Annotated in this window: 15 protein-coding genes; 13 read left to right on the forward strand and 2 right to left on the reverse strand. The window is 47.2% G+C overall.

Annotated elements, in window-relative coordinates:
* The first annotated feature begins 76 nt into the window (after positions 1–76).
* Both Q366_RS09935 and Q366_RS09940 read left to right on the forward strand, forming a co-directional pair.
* Positions 77–895, forward strand: a complete 819-nt coding sequence (locus Q366_RS09935) for a helix-turn-helix transcriptional regulator (protein ID WP_035238588.1) — start codon at positions 77–79, stop codon at positions 893–895.
* A 150-nt stretch (positions 896–1,045) separates the two neighbouring features.
* Positions 1,046–2,284 (forward strand): NupC/NupG family nucleoside CNT transporter, encoded by a 1,239-nt coding sequence (locus tag Q366_RS09940; RefSeq protein WP_035238590.1) that lies wholly within the window; start codon positions 1,046–1,048, stop codon positions 2,282–2,284.
* 28 nt (positions 2,285–2,312) lie between these two features.
* Here the strand turns inward: Q366_RS09940 and Q366_RS09945 are convergent, their stop codons facing one another.
* The gene (locus tag Q366_RS09945; RefSeq protein ID WP_035238592.1) at positions 2,313–4,985 is read right to left on the reverse strand and encodes a CBS domain-containing protein; all 2,673 of its coding nucleotides are present in this window, start codon (positions 4,983–4,985) and stop codon (positions 2,313–2,315) included.
* A gap of 147 nt (positions 4,986–5,132) precedes the next feature.
* Between Q366_RS09945 and Q366_RS09950 the strand changes: the two genes are divergently transcribed.
* The gene (locus Q366_RS09950; RefSeq protein WP_035238594.1) at positions 5,133–6,344 is read left to right on the forward strand and encodes a type II secretion system F family protein; all 1,212 of its coding nucleotides are present in this window, start codon (positions 5,133–5,135) and stop codon (positions 6,342–6,344) included.
* Entirely contained in the window at positions 6,337–7,641 is a 1,305-nt protein-coding gene (locus Q366_RS09955) for a two-component system sensor histidine kinase NtrB (RefSeq protein ID WP_035238596.1), read from the forward strand. Before Q366_RS09950 ends, Q366_RS09955 begins: the two co-directional genes overlap by 8 nt.
* Before the next feature lie 42 nt (positions 7,642–7,683).
* Here Q366_RS09955 and sulP read toward each other — a convergent pair whose 3' ends face one another.
* Complete coding sequence (sulP, locus tag Q366_RS09960) at positions 7,684–9,702, reverse strand: sulfate permease (RefSeq protein ID WP_084691773.1); 2,019 nt, start codon at positions 9,700–9,702, stop codon at positions 7,684–7,686.
* 388 nt (positions 9,703–10,090) lie between these two features.
* Here sulP and lysS point away from each other — a divergent pair, with 388 nt between their 5' ends.
* Genes lysS through lpxB form a run of 9 tightly spaced genes read left to right on the forward strand, consistent with a single transcriptional unit; the run spans position 10,091 to position 20,564 of the window.
* Entirely contained in the window at positions 10,091–11,569 is a 1,479-nt protein-coding gene (lysS, locus tag Q366_RS09965) for a lysine--tRNA ligase (RefSeq protein ID WP_035238598.1), read from the forward strand.
* 9 nt (positions 11,570–11,578) lie between these two features.
* Positions 11,579–12,802, forward strand: a complete 1,224-nt coding sequence (locus Q366_RS09970) for a lipoprotein-releasing ABC transporter permease subunit (RefSeq protein ID WP_035238600.1) — start codon at positions 11,579–11,581, stop codon at positions 12,800–12,802.
* Positions 12,795–13,490 (forward strand): ABC transporter ATP-binding protein, encoded by a 696-nt coding sequence (locus Q366_RS09975; RefSeq protein ID WP_035238602.1) that lies wholly within the window; start codon positions 12,795–12,797, stop codon positions 13,488–13,490. The genes Q366_RS09970 and Q366_RS09975 overlap by 8 nt, the downstream gene beginning before the upstream one ends.
* A 40-nt stretch (positions 13,491–13,530) precedes the next feature.
* Positions 13,531–16,167: an outer membrane protein assembly factor BamA gene (bamA, locus tag Q366_RS09980; RefSeq protein WP_035238605.1), complete on the forward strand. Its 2,637-nt coding sequence runs from the start codon at positions 13,531–13,533 to the stop codon at positions 16,165–16,167.
* A gap of 30 nt (positions 16,168–16,197) precedes the next feature.
* Positions 16,198–16,731: an OmpH/Skp family outer membrane protein gene (locus tag Q366_RS09985; protein ID WP_035238607.1), complete on the forward strand. Its 534-nt coding sequence runs from the start codon at positions 16,198–16,200 to the stop codon at positions 16,729–16,731.
* A 3-nt stretch (positions 16,732–16,734) separates the two neighbouring features.
* A complete protein-coding gene (lpxD, locus tag Q366_RS09990) occupies positions 16,735–17,772 on the forward strand; it encodes a UDP-3-O-(3-hydroxymyristoyl)glucosamine N-acyltransferase (protein WP_035238609.1) in 1,038 nt (345 codons plus the stop codon).
* A complete protein-coding gene (gene lpxA, locus Q366_RS09995) occupies positions 17,769–18,557 on the forward strand; it encodes an acyl-ACP--UDP-N-acetylglucosamine O-acyltransferase (RefSeq protein ID WP_035238611.1) in 789 nt (262 codons plus the stop codon). Before lpxD ends, lpxA begins: the two co-directional genes overlap by 4 nt.
* Positions 18,558–18,562: 5 nt before the next feature.
* Positions 18,563–19,414 (forward strand): LpxI family protein, encoded by an 852-nt coding sequence (locus tag Q366_RS10000; RefSeq protein ID WP_035238613.1) that lies wholly within the window; start codon positions 18,563–18,565, stop codon positions 19,412–19,414.
* Positions 19,407–20,564 carry a lipid-A-disaccharide synthase gene (lpxB, locus tag Q366_RS10005; protein ID WP_035238615.1) on the forward strand — a complete coding sequence of 386 codons (1,158 nt, stop codon included), beginning with the start codon at positions 19,407–19,409 and terminating at the stop codon, positions 20,562–20,564. The genes Q366_RS10000 and lpxB overlap by 8 nt, the downstream gene beginning before the upstream one ends.
* The last annotated feature ends 9 nt before the right edge of the window (positions 20,565–20,573 follow it).

The following is a 20,573-nucleotide window of genomic DNA, read 5'->3' on the forward strand; positions in this document are numbered from 1 at the left end:
TTTTGATATTTCCTATATACACAAACTAATCCAACCTAACAACCCATCAATATGATATAAAACTTTACAGGTTAGCATGAAGAAATTTGAACAAGAACGAATTGAGTATATTGAAACCCGACTTTTGTGGGGAGAGGGATTGACTGCCGGCGGACTGGGAAACGCTTTTGATATCAGCCGGCCCGTGGCCCAAAAAGCAATAGACAACTATCGAAATATGTTTCCTGATCAAATGGAGTATGATAGCTCCCTGAGATGCCATGTCGCAACCGCCGGTTTTCAATCAAAATTTATAAAACCAGACCCATTAAAATTCTTAGATTACCTCAGGGGCCAAACCCTTGTCGGATACTACAAAGAGGAAATAGACTGGAGTGATTTTGAAGTTGAAGATGTCAGCAGGAAATTGAGACACAAATTGGACTTCAAAATTGTTAAACAAGTTTTCACAGCCCTGAGACGGAAACAGACGCTTTTAATAGAATATAAAAAAAAGGAGCTTGAATCGGAGGAACGTACCGAGAGAATTATTTCACCCAACCACTTAGTGTTTGCAGAAAACAGGTATCATGTAAGGTCATATTGCCACTTGAGACGTCAATTTCGTGATTTTGTACTGTCCAGAATTTTATGTGCTGAGATATCATATGAAGACTGGACTCCCTCTGACGAGGATTGGGAGTGGAATGAAAGGGTGACCCTATCTTTCAGGCCGAATCCCGAGTTGCCGGAAAATATTCAACAGGCGATTCTCCGTAATTATGATGCTGAAAAATTAGGCGTATTGCATATAAAATGCCGAAAAGCCATGGCCTATTACATAAAAAAAAATTTTATGACGCCTGATAAAAATTTATCAAAACCGCTTTGGGTTAATGCGATTCAAGAAAAATAGTCAAGTAAATCTGGAAAACAGAAACAGGTGAAACAAACAATGATAAATGAAAACCAGCAAGCAGCGCTTAAAAATAAAAACTTGCAATATCTTAGGCAATGGCTGATACCATTTGGTACAAATTTTTACATCTGATGCCAAGGAGTTAATATGTTTCAAAGTATTCTGGGACTGTTTGCGTTTTCCGGTGTTGCTGTTTTATTAAGTGAAAATAGAAAAAAAATTTCTGCCAGGCTGATTATTTCAGCGATATTTTTGCAACTTGTTCTTGGCGTGGTGACGCTGAAATTTGCATGGATACGCCAGGGCTTTCTTTATTTAAACGGTTTAGTGACCGCTATTTCAACGGCAACCGGCGAGGGCACAGCCATGGTGTTCGGATACATTGGCGGCGGGGCCCTTCCTTTCCAGGAATCCTATCCCGGAGCTTCGTTTATTCTTGCGTTTCAATCTTTGCCCCTGGTTCTGGTGATGAGCGCACTGTCTGCGCTGTTGTTTTATTGGAAAATTATCCCTGCAGTGGTGCGTTTCTTCAGTGTGATTCTCAATAAAACACTGGGTACCGGCGGAGCTGAAGGCATCGGGATTTCAGCCAATATTTTTGTGGGCATGGTGGAGGCGCCTTTGCTGGTCAAACCGTATTTATCCGCCATGACCCGCAGTGAGTTATTTACTTTAATGACATGCGGTATGGCCACCATTGCAGGTACTGTCATGGTACTTTACGCCACGATTCTTACGCCTGTGATCCCCGGTATTTTAGGGCATATTCTTACCGCCTCCATTATCAGTGCCCCGGCTGCGATTCTGATTTCAAAAATCATGATTCCTGAAACTAAAGATGTAACAGAGGGAAGCCTGTCCGCGCCAACGGTTTACAAAAGCGTCATGGATGCAATTACCAAGGGCACGGTGTCCGGTATTGATCTTCTGATCAATATTGTGGCCATGATCATTGTTCTTGTGGCCATGGTGAGCCTGGTCAATATGGCGCTTGGACTTATGCCATTGTTAAAAGGGCAGCCGTTCACGCTGCAGCGGATTTTAGGCTGGATCATGGCACCTGCAACATGGTTGATGGGCATCCCCTGGTCCGAAGCCCCGGTCACCGGTGCTTTGATGGGGACCAAAACCATTCTTAACGAATTCATCGCATACCTTGATTTGACCCGCATTCCGGCAGGCGAAATAAGTGAACGCAGCCGCATCATTATTTCATATGCCATGTGCGGTTTTGCAAATCCGGGCAGCCTGGGTATTATGATCGGCGGCATGGGCGCTATGGTTCCGGAAAGAAGGGATGAAATCGTATCTTTAGGATTTCGTTCCATTATTGCAGGCACCTTAGCCACATGTATGACCGGAGCTGTTGCCGGGATATTTTTATGAAAAGAAAAATGACTTCCGCCACCTGTGATCAAATCAGCTTGTGTTCAGAGGCGTAATGTTTAGCAAATTCGATTTCTTCGTCCATGGTATTTAATTTGCCGTCCAGCTTTTGCTCAATAATTTTATTGAGAATCGTGGTGTAAACCGGTCCCGGCTTTATACCGGCGGATTTAAGATCTTTTCCCCCCATCAACGGTTGAGTTTTTCTCTGGTGTGTATAAAAATGGGAGATGGCTTTGCGCACCGGTTCATTTTTAGTCAATGCCAGCATAAACAAAAGGCATTCGGTTTTAAAATAGATCAGCCACCAGTACATCTGCTGATTTGAGACCGGATAGCTTCTTTCAATAAGCCGGATCGTTTGTTCGGCTTTGATACGCTGTTCAAGCAGCAACTCTCTTTCCTTTACAGGGAACATCAGCCTGTCCGCGATCTGGGTACTCATCGTAAAGGCGTACCCGTGAAGCCAGGCCATGAAGTACACCGCCCATTTGGGATACGCATCCTCTTCATACAAAAGATCATGCCATGCCAGGGTTTTTCCCACGGACTCAAACAAGGCGCAGGTGGCATCAGTTAATTTCAGATCATGATGAATCACCTTGTCCAGGCCGTAATCAGCCATGGTCTGCACGGCAGGCAAAGGATTGTCTTCCCCGAAAATCTGTTTGAGTTCCGAAAGCACCCGCAGTCCGCTTAAATGTTTGACTGCACCGACATTTAAAGCGTTTCCGATAAGATTGGAGGTCACTTTTCCAATCCTGAACCCAAACCTGTTGGAGAATTTGATGGCCCTGAAAATCCGGGTGGGGTCTTCAATAAAGCTTAGATTATGGATAATCCGGACAATTTTATCCTTAACATCCCTGACACCGCCAAAATAATCAATGAGCGTGCCAAAGGTCTCCGTGTTCAGGGAAATGGCCAGGGTATTGATGGTAAAATCCCTTCTGGCAAGGTCCATCTTTATGGAGGAGTTCTCCACCACAGGCAGTGCTGCGGGGGTTGCGTAATATTCAAGCCGGGCAGAGGCCACGTCAACCTTATACCCGTCCTCAAAAATGATCACTGCTGTATTGAACTTGCGGTGCTGGTGAAATCTGCAGTTATGCATTGAGGCAAAATAGCTGGCAAAGGCGATGCCGTCTCCTTCCACCACAATATCCACATCTTCAATGGGCCGTTCCAGCATCAGGTCCCGGACAAAACCGCCCACCACAAAGACCTCCACACCCAGGGTGTCACCGGCATTGCCAATGTCGGAAAGCAGGGTGAGTACACGCTTGTCCAAACGGCGGTTCAGAAGCTTGCCTACGTATTTTGTCCGGGGTTTCAGGCCGGAAATATCTGTTTTCTCGCCCAGGACAACTTCCCGGTTATGTTCCACCAGAAAATTTAAAAGGTCGGTGCGTGTGATAACGCCGACAATGACCCGGTTCTCCATGACCGGAACGACCCGCTGCTTTAAATCAATAATTTTGTGTTCAATGTCAGCCAGGTCACAGGAGAGGCTGACACTTTGGGTCCCCGGTTCAATATAATCAACAACAGGCTGGTGCCCAAGCTTATGATGCAGGATCTTTTCGGCCACATGGCGGGTAATAAACCCTAGGTATTCATTTGTGTGTAAATCAAGGACAAGCAGGGTGTTGACATTGTACCGGATTATTTTCTTCGCTGCATCCAGACACGATTTATCAGCGGTGATGGTGATGGCCGGGCTGGACATTAATTTTTTTGCCACACGCACATGCCTGACCTGCTGTTCGATAAGTTCCATCAAACGCATTTCAACCTGGGGAAGTGTCTGGTTTGCCACTTTGGCAGATGCCGCATAAAAATGGCCTCCTCCGCCAAGGCCCCCCATGATTTTCCCCACATCCAGTTCATGAAGACGGTTTCTGGCAATGACATGCACTTTGGCCCCCATGAGCACCAGGGCAAAAAAACAGTCCAGATTCTCCATTCTGACAATTTTCTGCACAATGGCAGCAAGATCCGGAATGTAATGGGATGCCGCAATGGCGGACAGATGGATCTGGATACCGTTGACGGCAACGGTTGTCATTTCATTGATCAATTCATTGAGCCAGGTGACCTGTTCGGTCTTCATCTCCTTGACCACAAGGCTTGAAATGGTGGAAAGGCATGCCCCGCAGGAGACCAGAAAACCGGCCTGTTCAAAATCCGCCCGGGTTGTGGAAGAATAGGTAAAGCTGCCGGTATCCTCGTAAATCCCAAGGGCCATCACCGTTGCCTCATCACTGCTGATGTGGATCTTTTTTTCACGCAGGAGTTCACACATGATGGTGGTCGTGGCCCCGTAGGGCTTTGACAGGTCATAGGTGCCTTTGATTTCGCCGGGCAAAGAGGGATGGTGATCGTAAATGTCAATGATAAGATCCTGTTTTTCCAGCAGCGGTTCAACACCGGACAGGCGGCTTTTTTTCCGGGTATCCACAATCACCAGCCGCTGGGTCAAGGAGAAGTCGATCGTGTCAGGATTTGCCATATTAAACAAGTATCCCATGGAGTGAATGAAAAAATCCCTGAGATTTTTTTCCTGGGACCCGGGAAAAATAATGACACTTTCCGGGTACAGCTTTTGAGCGGCCAGCATGGCCCCAATGGCATCAAAGTCAGAATTTACATGGCTGGTTATGACCGTTCTGGGAGATATTGTCTGTTTTTTTAGGGACACCGGATAACTCCTGTTGAAATGCACTTTGCAAATTCATATAGTATATCTGCATTGAATTTACAATGTTCAGACAAGTCCTGGGGTATACATCGCAAAATAATGGTCGGCACTGAACGGACACTATCTTAAAAACATGAAGGAATGATCATGACAGTCATTTACGAGTGGAAGGGCAAGAATCCCAAAGGCCGAAAAATCAAAGGGGAGATGGAAGCTGAGACGCCGGAACAGGTAAGGGCCAGTCTGGAACGCCGCAAAATAACCCCGACAAGGGTCAGGAAAAAGCCCAAAGATTTATTTGAAGATATTTCCTTTCTTGCGCCTAAAGTAAAAGAGAGCGACGTCATTATTTTCGCACGACAGTTTTCCACCATGATTGATGCGGGCCTGCCGCTTCTGCAATGCCTGGATATTTTGTATTCCCAGCAGGAAAATCCCACATTTAAAAAGCAGCTTAAGCATATTAAAGAGTCTGTCGAATCCGGTGAGACCTTTGCCGATGCACTGAAAAAATATCCGAAAACCTTTAACGAACTTTTTGTCAACATGATCTCGGCCGGGGAGGCCGGCGGTATTCTTGATGTCATTTTACAGCGTTTATCCGCCTATGCCGAAAAAATGGCAAAACTCAAAAAGCAGGTCAAGGGAGCCATGACCTATCCCGGTATTACCCTGGCCGTGGCAGTTATTGTGGTGGGCGTTATCCTTGTTTTTGTTATACCGGTATTTGAAAAAATGTTTTCCGACATGGGCTCGGCCCTGCCCATCCCCACCCAGATGGTTGTGACGTTAAGTAATTTTGTGGTGGGGAACATCGGATTGATGATCCTGGGATTGATCGGCGCGGTTTTTCTTTTCAAACAAACGTATAAATCAAAAAAGGGCCGGATTTTTCTCGATGACATGTTTTTACGCCTGCCGGTTGTCGGCATTTTGATTCGAAAGGTGGCTGTTGCAAAATTTACCCGTACGACAGCCACCATGATTTCATCCGGGGTGTCTATTCTTGATGCCCTGGATATTGTGGGCAAAACCGCCGGCAATAAAATCATTGAATTTGCCATATCAGATGTCAAGATCGGCATTTCCGAAGGCCGGTCCATGGCGGATCCGTTGCTGGAGAGCGGGGTTTTTCCATCCATGGTCTGCTCAATGATCGCAGTGGGTGAATCCACAGGTGCCCTGGATATCATGATGACTAAAATAGCAGATTTTTATGATGATGAAGTGGACCAGGCCGTAAAAAACCTGACTGACATGATCGAGCCTTTCATGCTTGTCTTTTTAGGTGTCGTGGTCGGCGGCCTTGTTATCGCCATGTACTTGCCGATCTTTTCAATGGCCAGCGCCATTGGATAGCCCGGATTTTTTATTCCGACGGATCCGGGAGCTGTATCGTCAGATCAAGTGGGTTGTCCTGGCCAGGGCTGTATTTGCCCTGATACTGATATTTTCCACCCTTTTTTTTTCCGATACAGACCTGACCGGACAACGGGATCAATCCTTTCTGTCCCTTTACAAAATTTCCGGCACCATCCTTGGTCTGTCCCTGGTTTATTTTGCCTGGCTGTGCAAAAAGAAATATCTGTATGCCCTTGCCTATACCCAGATACTTATTGATACTGTTATCGTCACAGCCATTGTTTTTGTCACCGGGTGCTTTCACAGTATTTTCACGTTCTTATATCTGCTGGTCATCATCTATGCCGCCATGCTGCTGCTTGTCCAGGGCAGTTTTGCAGTGGCTTTGGCATCAAGTATTCAATATGGTTTTCTCATTGAGCTTGAGTATCTTAAAATCATTATCCCCTTGCCTGAAAACCCGGACCTTGCTCTGGTCGTGGACCAGCACCATATCCTGTACCGGATTGTGATCACTGTTTCAGCCTGTTTTGCCACGGCTGCGTTAAGCGGCATTCTTTCCCTGCAGCTTAAGACAGCCAGAAAAGACCTTAAAATCGCCCAGGAGCATTTAAAGCGCGTGGAAAAAATGGCGGCTGTGGATGAAATCGTGTCAGGCATTGCCCATGAGATTAAAAACCCTTTGGCCTCTTTGTCCGGCTCCATACAGATGCTGAGGGAGGAGATGGCGCCAACAGGGGAAAGTGATAAACTGATGCAGATTATTTTAAGGGAAACAGAACGCCTCAAACAGATTGCAACCGATATTCGGCTGATTTCAAAACCCGGCCGGACCAACGCAGAATTGATAGATCTGGCCAAGGCAATTGATGATGTAAAAACCCTGTTTGACAATACACCGGACTGGTATGCCAGAATCAATATTGTTACCCGGCTTGAAAGGGATCTGTATATCAATATGGACGCGGTTCATCTGCAGCAGATTTTATGGAATCTGATAAAAAACGCAGCAGAATCCATTGAAGGCAAAGGAAAAATTAAAATATCCCTGTATTCCCCCAGACACAAACGCATTTACCTGACGATCCAGGACACAGGCCTGGGCATTGACAAAAAAAATGCCCCCCATATTTTTGATCCGTTCTTCACCACTAAAGGTGATGGAACAGGACTTGGGCTGTCAATTATCCACAGAATTGTTGATGCCTATGAGGGCATGATTGATTTTGAATCCATTCCCGGAAAAGGCACGGTGTTTACACTGATTTTTCAAAATCCCAATTTCAAAGAGTAAACCGGCGTCTCCCGGGTAATGGTTGACCCCAACGTTGGGGTGTTATTCTTCTTTTCGAAATTCATTTTTATATTCCCCGCATACAGGACAAATCCAATCCTGGGGCAGGTCTTCAAAGGCAGTGCCGGGGGCAATGCCGTTGTCGGGATCGCCCTTTGCCGGGTCATACACGTAGTCACAGGGCCGGCATGCGCCTGGGCTTCCATCACATCCAGGCGCATCGTCATACACGTAGCCATTGGGGCCGCATACATATTTATCCATATTTTTCTCCTTTAATTCTCTCAGGTTGTGGGGTGCCGGGCATTCGCTAAAAATGCGCGTTTGGCAGGTGTGGCATATCCTTGGGTCCAGTCCTTTGTATATGATACTGATGGCCTGGTTTTCCCGGTCAAAAAGATGGGCCTTCCCGATTTTTTCCATAAATCCGCCGTGGATTAAAAAATGCTCCACATCCCGGTTGATCCTGCAAAGATAGAGGCGTTTGCCCAACTGTTGTCTGCGCTGGGCCTCCTGGACCAGCACCATGGCACCGGAGACATCAATGAAGTTGATGCCGTATCCCACAATCAGCAGGTGTTTGGGATTGTGTTCATCTATCTCTTCCAGGGCCTGGGCAACATGGTTGGCAGCCCCGAAAAAAAGCGAGCCATGAATCCGGACCATTGTGAGCTGGGGGCAGGGGGCACTGTTGCTCTGCCGGGCATTGATCAAGGTTCTGCGGTCGTCCAGGGGGTCCGGCATCAGCGGGGTGACATGGGGATGGGAGGTCCGTGTCAGGTAGATGGCCATGGAGAGAAGGACACCTGCATAGATGGCAAACTCAATGGCAAAAAACAGGGTTCCGGCAAAGGTGGCCAAAAGAACCATGGTATCCGGCCGGCTGCTTTTAAGGATCTCTTTGATATGATGCACATCAATGAGTTTGAAGGCCACAAAAAAAATTACACCACCCATGGCTGGCAAAGGCAAAAAAGCTGTCAGAGGCGCCACCAGCAAAACAATAATGGCCAGGAACAGGGCGGAAAAAATGGAGGCCAGAGGAGAGGCGGCACCGGCATCATAATTCACCCCGGACCGGGTAAAGGAGCCGGAGCTTGCATACCCTGAAAAAAAACTTCCTGCAATGTTTGACAGCCCCTGCCCGATAAACTCCTGGTTGCCGTTGATGTGCTGGCCCGATTTAACGGCAATGGACCTTACAATAGATAACGCCTCAATCAGGCCCAGGAAGGCCACGGCCAGGGCGCCGGGAGCCATGAGCCTCAATGTATCCAGGGTGAAATCCGGGGCTGAGACCGGGGGGAGCTGACCGCTCAGCTCGCCTAAGAATCTGACGCCATGGGCCTGGCCGTTTAGAACGATGCTGAACAGGGAGCCGGCAACCAGGGCAAAAAGCAGTGCCGGCCACCGGGGTTTCCAGGCCTTGATGACAATGGCACAGCCAAGGGCAACAAGCGCAATCCACAATTCATAATAGTTGATCTGACCTGTTGATTTTAGCAGAAACGCCCACGAGGTTAAAAACGAAGATCCGCTGGGCACAGGCACCCCCAGGGCATGTTTGAGCTGGGAGGTGGCAATGAGCAATGCGGCCCCTGCTGAAAATCCCACAATAACCGAGTGGGAGACAAAGTTGATCAAAGTGCCCAGGCGGACCAGGCCAAATCCAAGCTGGAAAAGGCCGGCCATAAAGGTCAGGGTCAAAGCCAGGCGGATGTAATCTGCGGATCCGGGTTCAGCCAGAGGGCTCAATGTGGAGAAGACAATAATGGAGATCGCGGTGGTGGGACCGGAGACCAGATGCCTGGAGGAGCCAAACAGGGCCGCGATCACCGGCGGAACGATGGCGGCGTAGAGACCATACTGGGCCGGAAGCCCCGCAATCATGGCAAAGGAGACCCCTTGGGGTAATACAATAAAGGCTCCGGTGAGCCCTGCCAGCACATCTGCGCGCAACGACGCCTTATTAAGCTGGCCCAGCCATGCCAGAAAGGGAAAAAGTTGAATCCCGGCGGGTACCGGGCGAACAGGCGCGGCTTTTCTGAAAACAGTGCTCATACTTAAGATATCGTCTATCGGCTTGTTATGTTTCTGACATTAATTTTTCAATTATGTGCAGATGAAACGGTACCGGCTTGGATCATATAAGTCAAGTCCGGCTTTCCCGTGCCGAACGGTTATCCCGGAATCTTGGCCCACCACGATTTCGACTTATATCAGGCATGCTAATCAAGGAGCATTCTGAATTTTTTTTCGCTATAATCAGATTTTTTTCATGCACTTGCATTGTTGGGTCCTGCGCCGTCATTGACAAGGCAATACAAAAACGCTATTTTACCATGTTTTATGCACGGATTTACCGTGCCTTAAAGTGTTAAATCAAACCGAAACGGCCATTTTTATTAATAAATTCGGATCTTAAATATAAACGAAAGCAGCTATTTTTATGGATAACAAAACAAGCAAACTTCTTGATCTTCGCAAGGAAAAGATAAACGAGCTGAAAACCGAAGGCATCAGCCTGTATCCCAATGATTTCAAACCAGGCCACAGTGTTCATGAAGTAAAGGGAATCATAGAGAAAAATGCGGAAACCCTGGGCGAAAACGGAACCCGGTTCCGTCTGGCCGGCCGTATGATGGCCATTAATAAAATGGGAAAATCCTCATTTGTCAGATTCCAGGATGCTGGTGAGCAGATGCAGGTATATATCCAGAAAGACAAGGTGGGCGACGATGTGTATGCCCTGTTCAAAAAACTGGATATCGGAGACTTTGTCGGTGTTGAAGGCCCGTTGTTCCAGACAAGAACCGGTGAATGGACCCTGCTTGCCCAAAGTTTTAAGCTTTTATCCAAGTCTGTAAGGCCCCTGCCTGAAAAATTTCACGGGATCAAGGACCCTGAAAAAAGATACCGCCAGCGGTACCTTGATTTGATCATGAATGACAACACCCGGCAGATTTTTAAAAAACGAAGTGCCATTGTGGCTGCCATGAGACGTTTTTTTGATGAAAACGGATTCATGGAGGTGGAAACACCCATGATGCAGACATTGCCCGGCGGAGCCGAGGCCACACCGTTTAAAACCTGGCACAATGCCCTGGGTATGGAGTTGTACCTGCGTATCGCGCCGGAGCTGTATCTCAAACGGCTGGTGGTGGGCGGATTTGAAAAGGTGTTTGAAATCAACCGGAATTTCAGGAACGAAGGGGTCTCCACCCGGCATAATCCGGAGTTCACCATGGTCGAGTTCTACCAGGCCTATGCCACCTATGAAGACCTGATGAACCTGACCGAAGAGATGTTTTACACCATTGTCACCCAGATTGCCGGGGACAGCAGCATTGAATACCAGGGGCAGACCATTGATTTTTCAAAGGGATGGAAACGCATCTCCATGATAGAGTCCTTATCGGAAATCGGCGGGATTGATCCGGCCATTGTCAATGACACCCAGGCGTTGCTTTTGTACGCTGAAAAGGAAAATATTCAAATCGCCAAAAAGGACCGGCACGGTAAAGTACTGACCAAACTTTTTGATGCCCTTGTGGAACCCAAACTCATCCAGCCCACATTTATTACCGGATATCCGGTGGAAGTGTCCCCCCTGTCCAGGAAAAGCGATTCAGATCAGGAACTGACTGACAGGTTTGAATTATTCATTGCCGGAAGGGAGATCGCCAACGGATTTTCCGAAATCAATGATCCCGAAGACCAGTATAACCGTTTTACCATGCAGGTGCGTCAACGTGACGAAGGAAATGATGAAGCCCATATCATGGATGCGGAGTATGTCGAGGCGTTGGAGTACGGAATGCCGCCCACGGCAGGTCAGGGGATCGGCATTGACCGTTTTGTCATGCTGCTGACAGATGCGGCCTCCATACGAGAGGTGATTCTTTTTCCACATATGAAAAATGCATAAAAGGGATCTGTGGGGGTAGAACTTTTCATAGCCGGAAAATATCTGCGGGCTAAACGCAAAGAGGGATTTATCTCTCTGATCACCCTTTTGTCCGTGTCAGGTGTTATCCTCGGCGTGATGGCTCTGGTGGTGGTTATTGCTGTCATGAGCGGATCGGAAACAGAGTTTCGCAACAGGATTCTTGGACTGGAACCGCATATTCTGGCCATGAATTATTCCGGCCACTTTATCCCTGATCCGGACATGGAAGATAAAATCAGGCAGACCCCCGGGGTCACCGCCGTATCTCCCGTCTTATTCGGCCAGGCCATGATACGCACGGCCAACTCTTTTTCCGGCATTATTATCCGGGGAATTGAGCCGGCAAAAGGAGCTGCGCTGGTCAAAGGATACACACCTGAAGACCTTGAAAACGCATTGAACCCCACACCGGTTACAAAAGGCCTTCCCGGTATTATTCTTGGCCAGTCCCTGGCCCATGCCGTCAGGGTGGTTAAAGGCGACCGCGTGATTCTCATGTCAGCGGCGGGCATTATCTCGCCCATGGGGCAAATTCCGTCCATGAAGCAGTTTGTGGTCACCGGCACCTTTAAATCCGGCATGTCGGAGTATGATTCCAGCCTGGCCTACGCCCGGCTGGATCAGGTCCAGGCCCTGGTATCGGCCAAGGGCAAAATTTCGGCTTTCGGCATCTGGACCGATCAGATATTCAAGGTAAAAGACTTAAGTCAGAACGAACTTGGATTCATCAAATATCCGTATTACCTGCGCAACTGGATGGATATCAACCACAGCCTTTTTTCAGCGCTTAAACTTGAAAAAACCGCCATGTTTGTCATTTTAACGCTGATTATTCTTGTGGCGGCATTTAATATTGCATCGGCACTGATCATGATGGTCATGGAAAAGACCCGTGATATCGCCGTATTAAAAGCCATGGGCGCCACAAATGCCATGATCCGGCGTATATTTATAATAAAAGGGATGATTATCGGCATAATCGGCACGGGTATCGGAACAACGCTTGGGGTGGTGATCTGTTACATTCTTAAACGATACGAGTTTATCAAGCTGCCCGAGGCATATCCTTTTTCCACGCTTCCGGTTCAGCTTGAATATCCGGATGTCATTTTAACCGCTGTATCTGCTCTGGTCATCTGTTTTCTGGCCACCTTGTATCCCTCTTTCAAGGCGTCACGAATGAATCCGGTAGAGGCCATAAGATATGGATGACACGCCGCTGATTCAACTGAACGGGGTTTCACGGTTTTTTGGTTCTAAAACAGCTGCGCTGGATATTCTCCGCCAGGCAGATCTAACCATACAACAAGGTGAGACCATTGCCATTGTGGGGGCTTCGGGTATTGGAAAATCCACCCTGCTGAACATTATCGGCACCCTTGATAAACCCGATGAGGGAAGTCTGCTGTTCAGCGGTGAACAGATTCTGGGGTACAATGATGAAAAGCTTGCAGCCTTTCGAAACGAAAATATTGGTTTTGTTTTTCAATTTCACTATTTGCTCCAGGGATTTACAGCCGTTGAAAATGTAATGCTGCCCGGGCTGATCAGTCGTAAATATAGGGGTAAATCGAAAAAAACTATTGAAAAACATGCAGTAAATATGCTTGAACGGGTAGAACTAGGTGCCCGGATCGAATACAGGGTGGAAGACCTGTCCGGCGGTGAGCAGCAGCGTGTGGCCATTGCCCGGGCTCTTGCCATGTCACCGGCCCTGCTGCTGGCTGATGAGCCCACCGGCAATCTGGATCAGAAAAACAGCAGTGCGGTTCACCAACTCTTGAAAGAACTTAACCGGGAAATGGGGATGACTATTATCGTGGTCACCCACAATTCAGATCTGGCCGGTTTAATGGACAGAAAACTGACGTTTAAAGACGGGAAAATCGTACCGGTATGAAAAGTAATAATTAAGTAACATAAATTACTTAGGACGGATTATGAAAACTATTAAGTTCGGTGTGGTGCTTGCAGCGGTTTTTTACCTTTTGGGAGCAGGCATTTTGTCTGCAGAGGAGGGGGTTGCAGTGGCACTTTTTCCCTTCCATGTCCAGGCAGAGCAGCCCGATGAAAAAATTGCGCCTGCCCTGTCAAAAATATTGAAGGAAAAACTTGAAAAAGACGGCGCAACCGTAGTGCTCACCGATACCGTTGTGGACACAACTGACTGGAGATATGACCAATTCCGCCAGGAGGGCATCCGTTTAGGTGTTGACTGGATCATTACCGGTGATATTTTTATAGCCGGGCAGGCGGTGAGCATTGATTCGCAGATGCACAATGTGTATGAAAAACAGGCCCCCTTAACCTTTTTCTCACAATCTCCAAGCCTGGCGGAGTTGTATGCAGGCGCAACCTCCCTGGAAAAAGATATTATCGGCGAACTGTTTCAGCAGAAAATCATTTCAGCTATAACCATTAAAGGCAATGTGCGTGTTGACGCAGATGCAATCCAAAGGGTCATCTCATCCCAAAAAGGCGATCTTCTCAATCGAACCGCTTTAGATAAAGATCTGAACAGCGTGTATAAAATGGGTTATTTTGATGATGTGGTCATCAAAAAGCAGAACATGGATAAAGGGGTTGAAGTCATTTTTGAAGTCCGGGAAAAACCCAGTGTCCGTAATATCCGCTTTGAAAATAATAATGTTTATAAGGACGAAGAATTATTTGAGGTTGTAGGGACATCCACCGGGTCCATTCTTAATGCATTTAAGCTGAACAATGATGTGGATAAACTCAAGCGCCTCTATTATGAAAAAAATTATCACAACTGCCGGATTTCCTATGACGTCAAACCATTGAAAAATCACCAGGCAGATGTTGTCTTCAATATCGAAGAAGGTTTAAAAGTAAGAATTTCATCCATTGAATTTGAGGGCAATAAATATTTTGACGACGATGATATCAAAGATGAAATACAGACCCGGGAAAAGGGATTCTGGTCATTTATAACATCCTCGGGAGAACTTGACGAAACCGAACTTGACAATGATGTGCTTCGCATCGAAGCCCTTTATAAGAACAACGGATTTATCAATGTCAAAGTATCCGACCCTGTGGTGAATATGGGAACCAAAGAGATTACCATCCAGTTTAAAATTGATGAGGGAAATCAATATAAAAATGGTGTGGTCAGCATTAAAGGCGACATTCTTACCTCTGAAGAAGAACTTTTAGCGCTTCTGGTGTCTCAAAAATCCGAATTGTATAACAGGGAACTTATCCGTAAGGATATGATTACCCTTAACGATTTTTATGCCAACCAGGGGTACGCCAATGTCAGGGTCATTCCACGGGTGGACAGGAATGATGCAGAATCAATTGTCAATATAAGCTTTGACATTGATAAAGGGCCGCTTGTCTACTTCAACCGGATCATTATTACCGGCAACGAAAAAACCAGGGACAAGGTGATCAGAAGAGAACTTGCCATTGAAGAGCAGGGCCTTTACAGCATGAAAAAAATCCAGCGCTCCAACAGGAACCTGGTGTTCAAAGACTATTTCCAGAATATCGACATCAAACCGGTTGAAACCAAAGAAGAAAACAAACGGGACGTTCTGATCAACGTTGAAGAAAAATCCACTGGCAACTTTTCATTTGGCGGCGGTTTTTCCAGTGATGACGGACCCTTCGGTCAGTTCTCCGTTGAGGAGCGTAACCTTTTCGGCAAAGGGCAGACAGGTAAATTCACCATTCGGATGTCAGGCCAAAATGCGTTGTATAATATCGGATTCACCGAACCCTGGCTGTTTGACAAGCCCATTTCAGCCGGGTTTGACATTTATAAATTTGAAAACGAATACGATCATTATGAAAAGGACGCCATGGGGCTCACCCTGCGGGCTGCCACCCGGAGCCTCTGGGACTACACCACCGTTGGGTTGATTTACAACATTGAGCACTTCGATATCGGGGATGTGGAATCCGCCAATACATCGGTGGTCGAAGGCTCTTATCTGACCTCAAGTATCACGCCCTATATCAGCTATGATTCAAGAAACCACAGTTTTCTGCCCACAAGCGGCATGTACCATAAACTGTCCATTGAGTATGCGGGAGAATTTATAGGCGGAGAGATTGATTTTACCAAGTATCTTGCGGAATCTGCGGTGTTTTGTCCTTTGTTCTGGAAACTTTCAGCCGGTTTCTATGCCAAGTGGGGATACCTTGATGACAGGACCAATGGGGATCTGGACATAGACTGGGAGCGCTTTTATCTTGGCGGAATTAACTCCATCAGGGGGTTTGACGACACAGATATTAACGGTACCAGAAATGGTTCCTCCATTGAGGTGGGCGGCGAGAGATATTTCCAGTTCAATATTGAGATGGTGTTTCCCATTGCAGAGGAACAGGCGGTTTACGGCGTTTTGTTCTATGACAGAGGTGATGTATATAACCACGGTGAAGATATTGACTTTGGCGATCAGTTTTCCAGCTCAGGCTTTGAACTTAGATGGAATTCTCCCATGGGACCCATCAGGCTGGCCTATGGTATAGTTATAGACGGAAAAGATGTTAAGAGTACCGGTGATGGCCAGTTTGACTTTTCAATTGGTGCATTTTTCTAAAAAAATAAAATTTTATCTTCGGAGGCATAAATGAAAAAAAGTTATCTAATTCCGGTGGGTTTGATTATTGCCGCAATGTTCACCTGTAGTGCATTGGCAGCGGATGCAACTAAAATAGGTATGGTAAACTTTGAAAAAATAGTAAAAGAATCCAGTGCTGGCAAAGTGATGCAGAAAGACCTCAAGGCAAAACTTGAACAACTTCAGGCAAAACTTGAGGCTGAGGAAAAAAAAGTTCAAGACATGAAAACCGCGTTAGACCGTGAAGCCCTTGTGCTCAGCGCTGAAAAAAAACTTGAGCGGCAAAGGGAACTGCGGGACAGAGCGGACGACCTGAAAAAAATGAATGCCGACTATACCCAGGAAATGCAGATTCTGCAAAACAAGCGGATGAATGAAATACAAAAAGATATCTTTGACATTAGCAACAAGATAGGAACGGCAAAGGGATATCTTTTGATCATTGAAAAAAAAGTCGCCGGTGTTATCTATGCTGCAGATAAGGTGGATATCACTGATGAGGTAATTAAAGAATACAATTCAATATACGCTAAGAAAAAATAATTCATGCTTACAGCAGACCAAATAGCAGCCATGGTTAACGCCCGGATACATGGGGATCCGGGCACAGCCATTTCCGGGGTATCCTCCTTTGACGATGCAGGACCCAATGACCTGACTTTTGCGGTGGAACCTTCTTTTTTCTCCCGGCTGGATGAAACAAAGGCAGGCATCATCCTTGTTCCCAACCAAGCCCCTGCGGTTTCCGGTATAACACTTCTTTACAGCGATAATCCGAAACTGGCATTTTTTAAGATTGTGGAACATCTGATGCCGGCGGCGCCCTTAAAAGAATTTATCCACCCTTCGGCTGTGATATCAAATGACGTTATCATTGGTGACGGTACACGCATTGAAGCCCATGTCAGCATCGGGCAGGGCTGTACCATTGGCAGTCATGTCCATATCATGGCCAATTCGGTGATCGGAAAACAATGCCGGATCAATGATTCCTGCCGGATCTGCCCCAATGTCACCCTGGCAGATAAAACACACATAGGCAGGCAGGCCATTATTCATCCCAATTGCGTCATCGGTTCTGACGGATTTGGATTTGTCCAGGATGGTCATGCCCATGCCAAGTTAGTCCATACAGGGTACGTCCATATCGGTGATTTCTGTGAAATCGGGGCCTGCACTACCATTGACAGGGGAACCTTGGGCATAACCCGCATCGGCAACGGCGTTAAAACGGATAATCAGGTCCATATCGCCCACAATGTTAAAATCGGTGACAATACACTGGTCGTGGCCCAGGTGGGGATTGCCGGGAGTACCACCATCGGCAGGGACGTCATTATTGCAGGCAAAGCCGGTATTTCCGGCCACCTGAATATCGGGGACGGGGCCATTGTCGGCCCCTATGCCGGCGTCTCCAGTGATGTTCCTGCCGGCGATGTTGTGTCAGGCATCCCCCACATGTCCCATAAACTCTGGATGAAAGCATCCCGTATCATACCCCGGCTACCCAGTTTAAGAACACGACTGCTTTCCATTGAAAAACGGATAAAAAAGCTGGAAAGCAGTTCAACGGAGCAACCATGATTCAACCGATTCAACCGATTCATCCAACGGCAATTATTGATTCGTCTGCCAGGATAGGTGAGAATGTCACCATTGGCCCTTATGCCATTGTCAAAGGAGATGTTACCATTGGATCCGGCACAACCATAGGGCCTTACTGTACCATTGACGACCATGTCACCATCGGCCCGGACTGTAATATTTTTCAGTATGCCTCCATTGGCGGGGCTCCCCAGGATCTCAAATTTCATGGTGAGACCACCTACCTTACCATTGGCAGGGGGACTATTATTCGTGAATTTGTCACCATTAACCGGGGTACGGGGTTTGGCGGAGGGCTGACTGAAGTCGGTGAAGATAACTATCTGATGGCCTACACCCACGTTGCCCATGACTGCAAAACCGGTAAAGGCGTCATCCTTGCCAATAACGCAACCCTTGCAGGACACATTGAAATCGGAAATTATGCCACTGTAGGCGGCCTTGTGGCCGTTCATCAGTTCGTCAAAATCGGAGACTATGCCTATATCGGCGGGAAATCCGCTGTGGTCAAAGACATTCCGCCCTATGTCATTGCCGCAGGTGACCGGGCCACCCTGCATGGACTGAATAATGTGGGGCTCCAACGCCATAATTTTGAGCCCTGTGTCATCCGGCAGTTGAAAAAAGCGTACCGGATATTTTTCCGGATCGGACTGACAGTGACCCAGGCCGTGGAAAGAACCAAGGCAGAAGTTGAACAACTCCCTGAAATCGTGTTCTTCACGGAATTTATAAAAAACTCCAACCGTGGGGTGACACGTTAAATTTCATGAACGCCCCTGAAGGCAATAGTTATTCTTCCCGCATCGGTCTGATTGCCGGCGGCGGCCAGTTTCCGATGCTTTTCACCCAAAAGGCACGTGCAAACGGTTATAAAATTATTGGGGCAGGATTCCACAGTGAAACTGACCCTCAACTTGCCGAACTGACCCACCGGTTTGAATGGCTCTATCTTGGTCAGCTCAGCAAACTGATCCGCTATTTTAAATCCCATGGTGTCACCCGGGCCTTGCTCATGGGCTCCATCAGCAAGGCCAATATTTTCAAAGATATAAGACCGGATTTCAAAGCCCTTGCCTTTATCGCTAAAACCGCAGGCACACACGATGACAATATTCTGTCATCTTTTGCGGATCTTTTGGAAAAACAGGGCATTACCCTGGTTTCCTCCACCTTTCTTCTGCCCGAGCTGATCAGTCCCAAAGGATGCTGGACAAAGCGAAAACCTGACAGGTCGGAAAAAAAAGATATCCAGCAGGGATGGAAACTTGCCAAGGCCATCGGCCGTCTTGATATCGGCCAGTGCCTTGTTATTTCCAATGGTACGGTCCTTGCCGTGGAAGCCATTGACGGCACGGACGCCACCATAGAACGGGGAGGGCGTCTGAGCCGGGGTAATGGGGCCACGATTGTAAAATTATCCAAACCCAACCAGGACTTACGCTTTGATCTGCCCGCATCCGGGTGTGCCACCATTGAAACCATGCACCGGTCAGGTGCCAGCGTGCTTGTGCTTGAAGCTGAAAAATCAATTTCATTTGACCGTGAAAAAATGATTGCCCTTGCCGATAATTACAATATCTGCATAATCGCTATGACCGAGGATGAAATCCATGAATAAACCTGGCCGGCATATCATGATCCTTGCCGGTGAACCGTCAGGTGATTTCCACGGGGCCGCCCTGGTGCGGTCATTAAAACAACTTTGTCCCGGTATCCGGATCACGGGCATTGGCGGTAAAGCCATGGCAGGGCAGGGGGCAGACATTTTTTTTCCCATTGACAAGCTGTCTGCCATGGGGCTTGTTCAGGTGATCAAGCAAATAGGCACCATTAAACAGGCTTTTTCCCTTGTTAAGCGACGATTAAAAACAGATCCCCCTGATGCGGTTGTGCTCATTGACTATCCGGGCTTTAATCTGAAAATCGCTGGGTTTATCAAACAGCATTATGATATTCCGGTCTGTTATTATATTGCACCCAAGGTCTGGGCCTGGAATGCCAACCGCCTGGATACCATTGCAAAAGTCACGGACCATGTGGCACTGATCTTTCCCTTTGAAATCCCCATTTATAAAGCCAGAAAAATTTCATCCACCTATGTGGGAAATCCCCTGGTGGATGAATACCCCCAACGCCTGCCGGTTTTAAACGAAGACAAGAAAACCCCCCTGTCAGATGATTTGGTTATCGGCATGCTTCCCGGTTCAAGATCCGCTGAAATTGATAAACTGCTTCCTGTCATGCTGGATGCAGCCGGTATGATTGCAAAAAATATTGCAAAAAAATGTCCCAATGTAAAATTCTTGATTTCATCCGGCATTAAACAATATGAAGAACGCATTCAACATATTGTTTTCCACCACCCAAACGGCTGTTTATGCCGGATTGTAACCGGACGGCCAAAACAGATTTTTGACAGGGCCGATCTTTTGATTGCAGCATCGGGAACCGTCACGCTGGAAGCTGCTTTAAATCTTGTGCCCACGGTCATTATTTATAAAATGTCCTTTGTGGCCTACACGCTTGCACAGCTGCTTGTAAAAACCAAATACATCGGGCTTGCCAATTTGGTTGTCGGCAGCCAGGTGATGCCTGAACTGATCCAGGACAACGCCAATGCCGGAACTATCAGTGAGACTGTATTCTCAATGATACCCGAACTTGAGCATCATAAACGGCAGCTTCACCAAGTCCGCAGGCGGTTGGGCCTGCCGGGCGCCCCGAAACGTACGGCGGCTATTATACTTAACCTGATTCACAACCATTAGGAAATATTG

This window comes from Desulfobacter vibrioformis DSM 8776 (genome assembly GCF_000745975.1).
Taxonomy (GTDB): domain Bacteria; phylum Desulfobacterota; class Desulfobacteria; order Desulfobacterales; family Desulfobacteraceae; genus Desulfobacter; species Desulfobacter vibrioformis.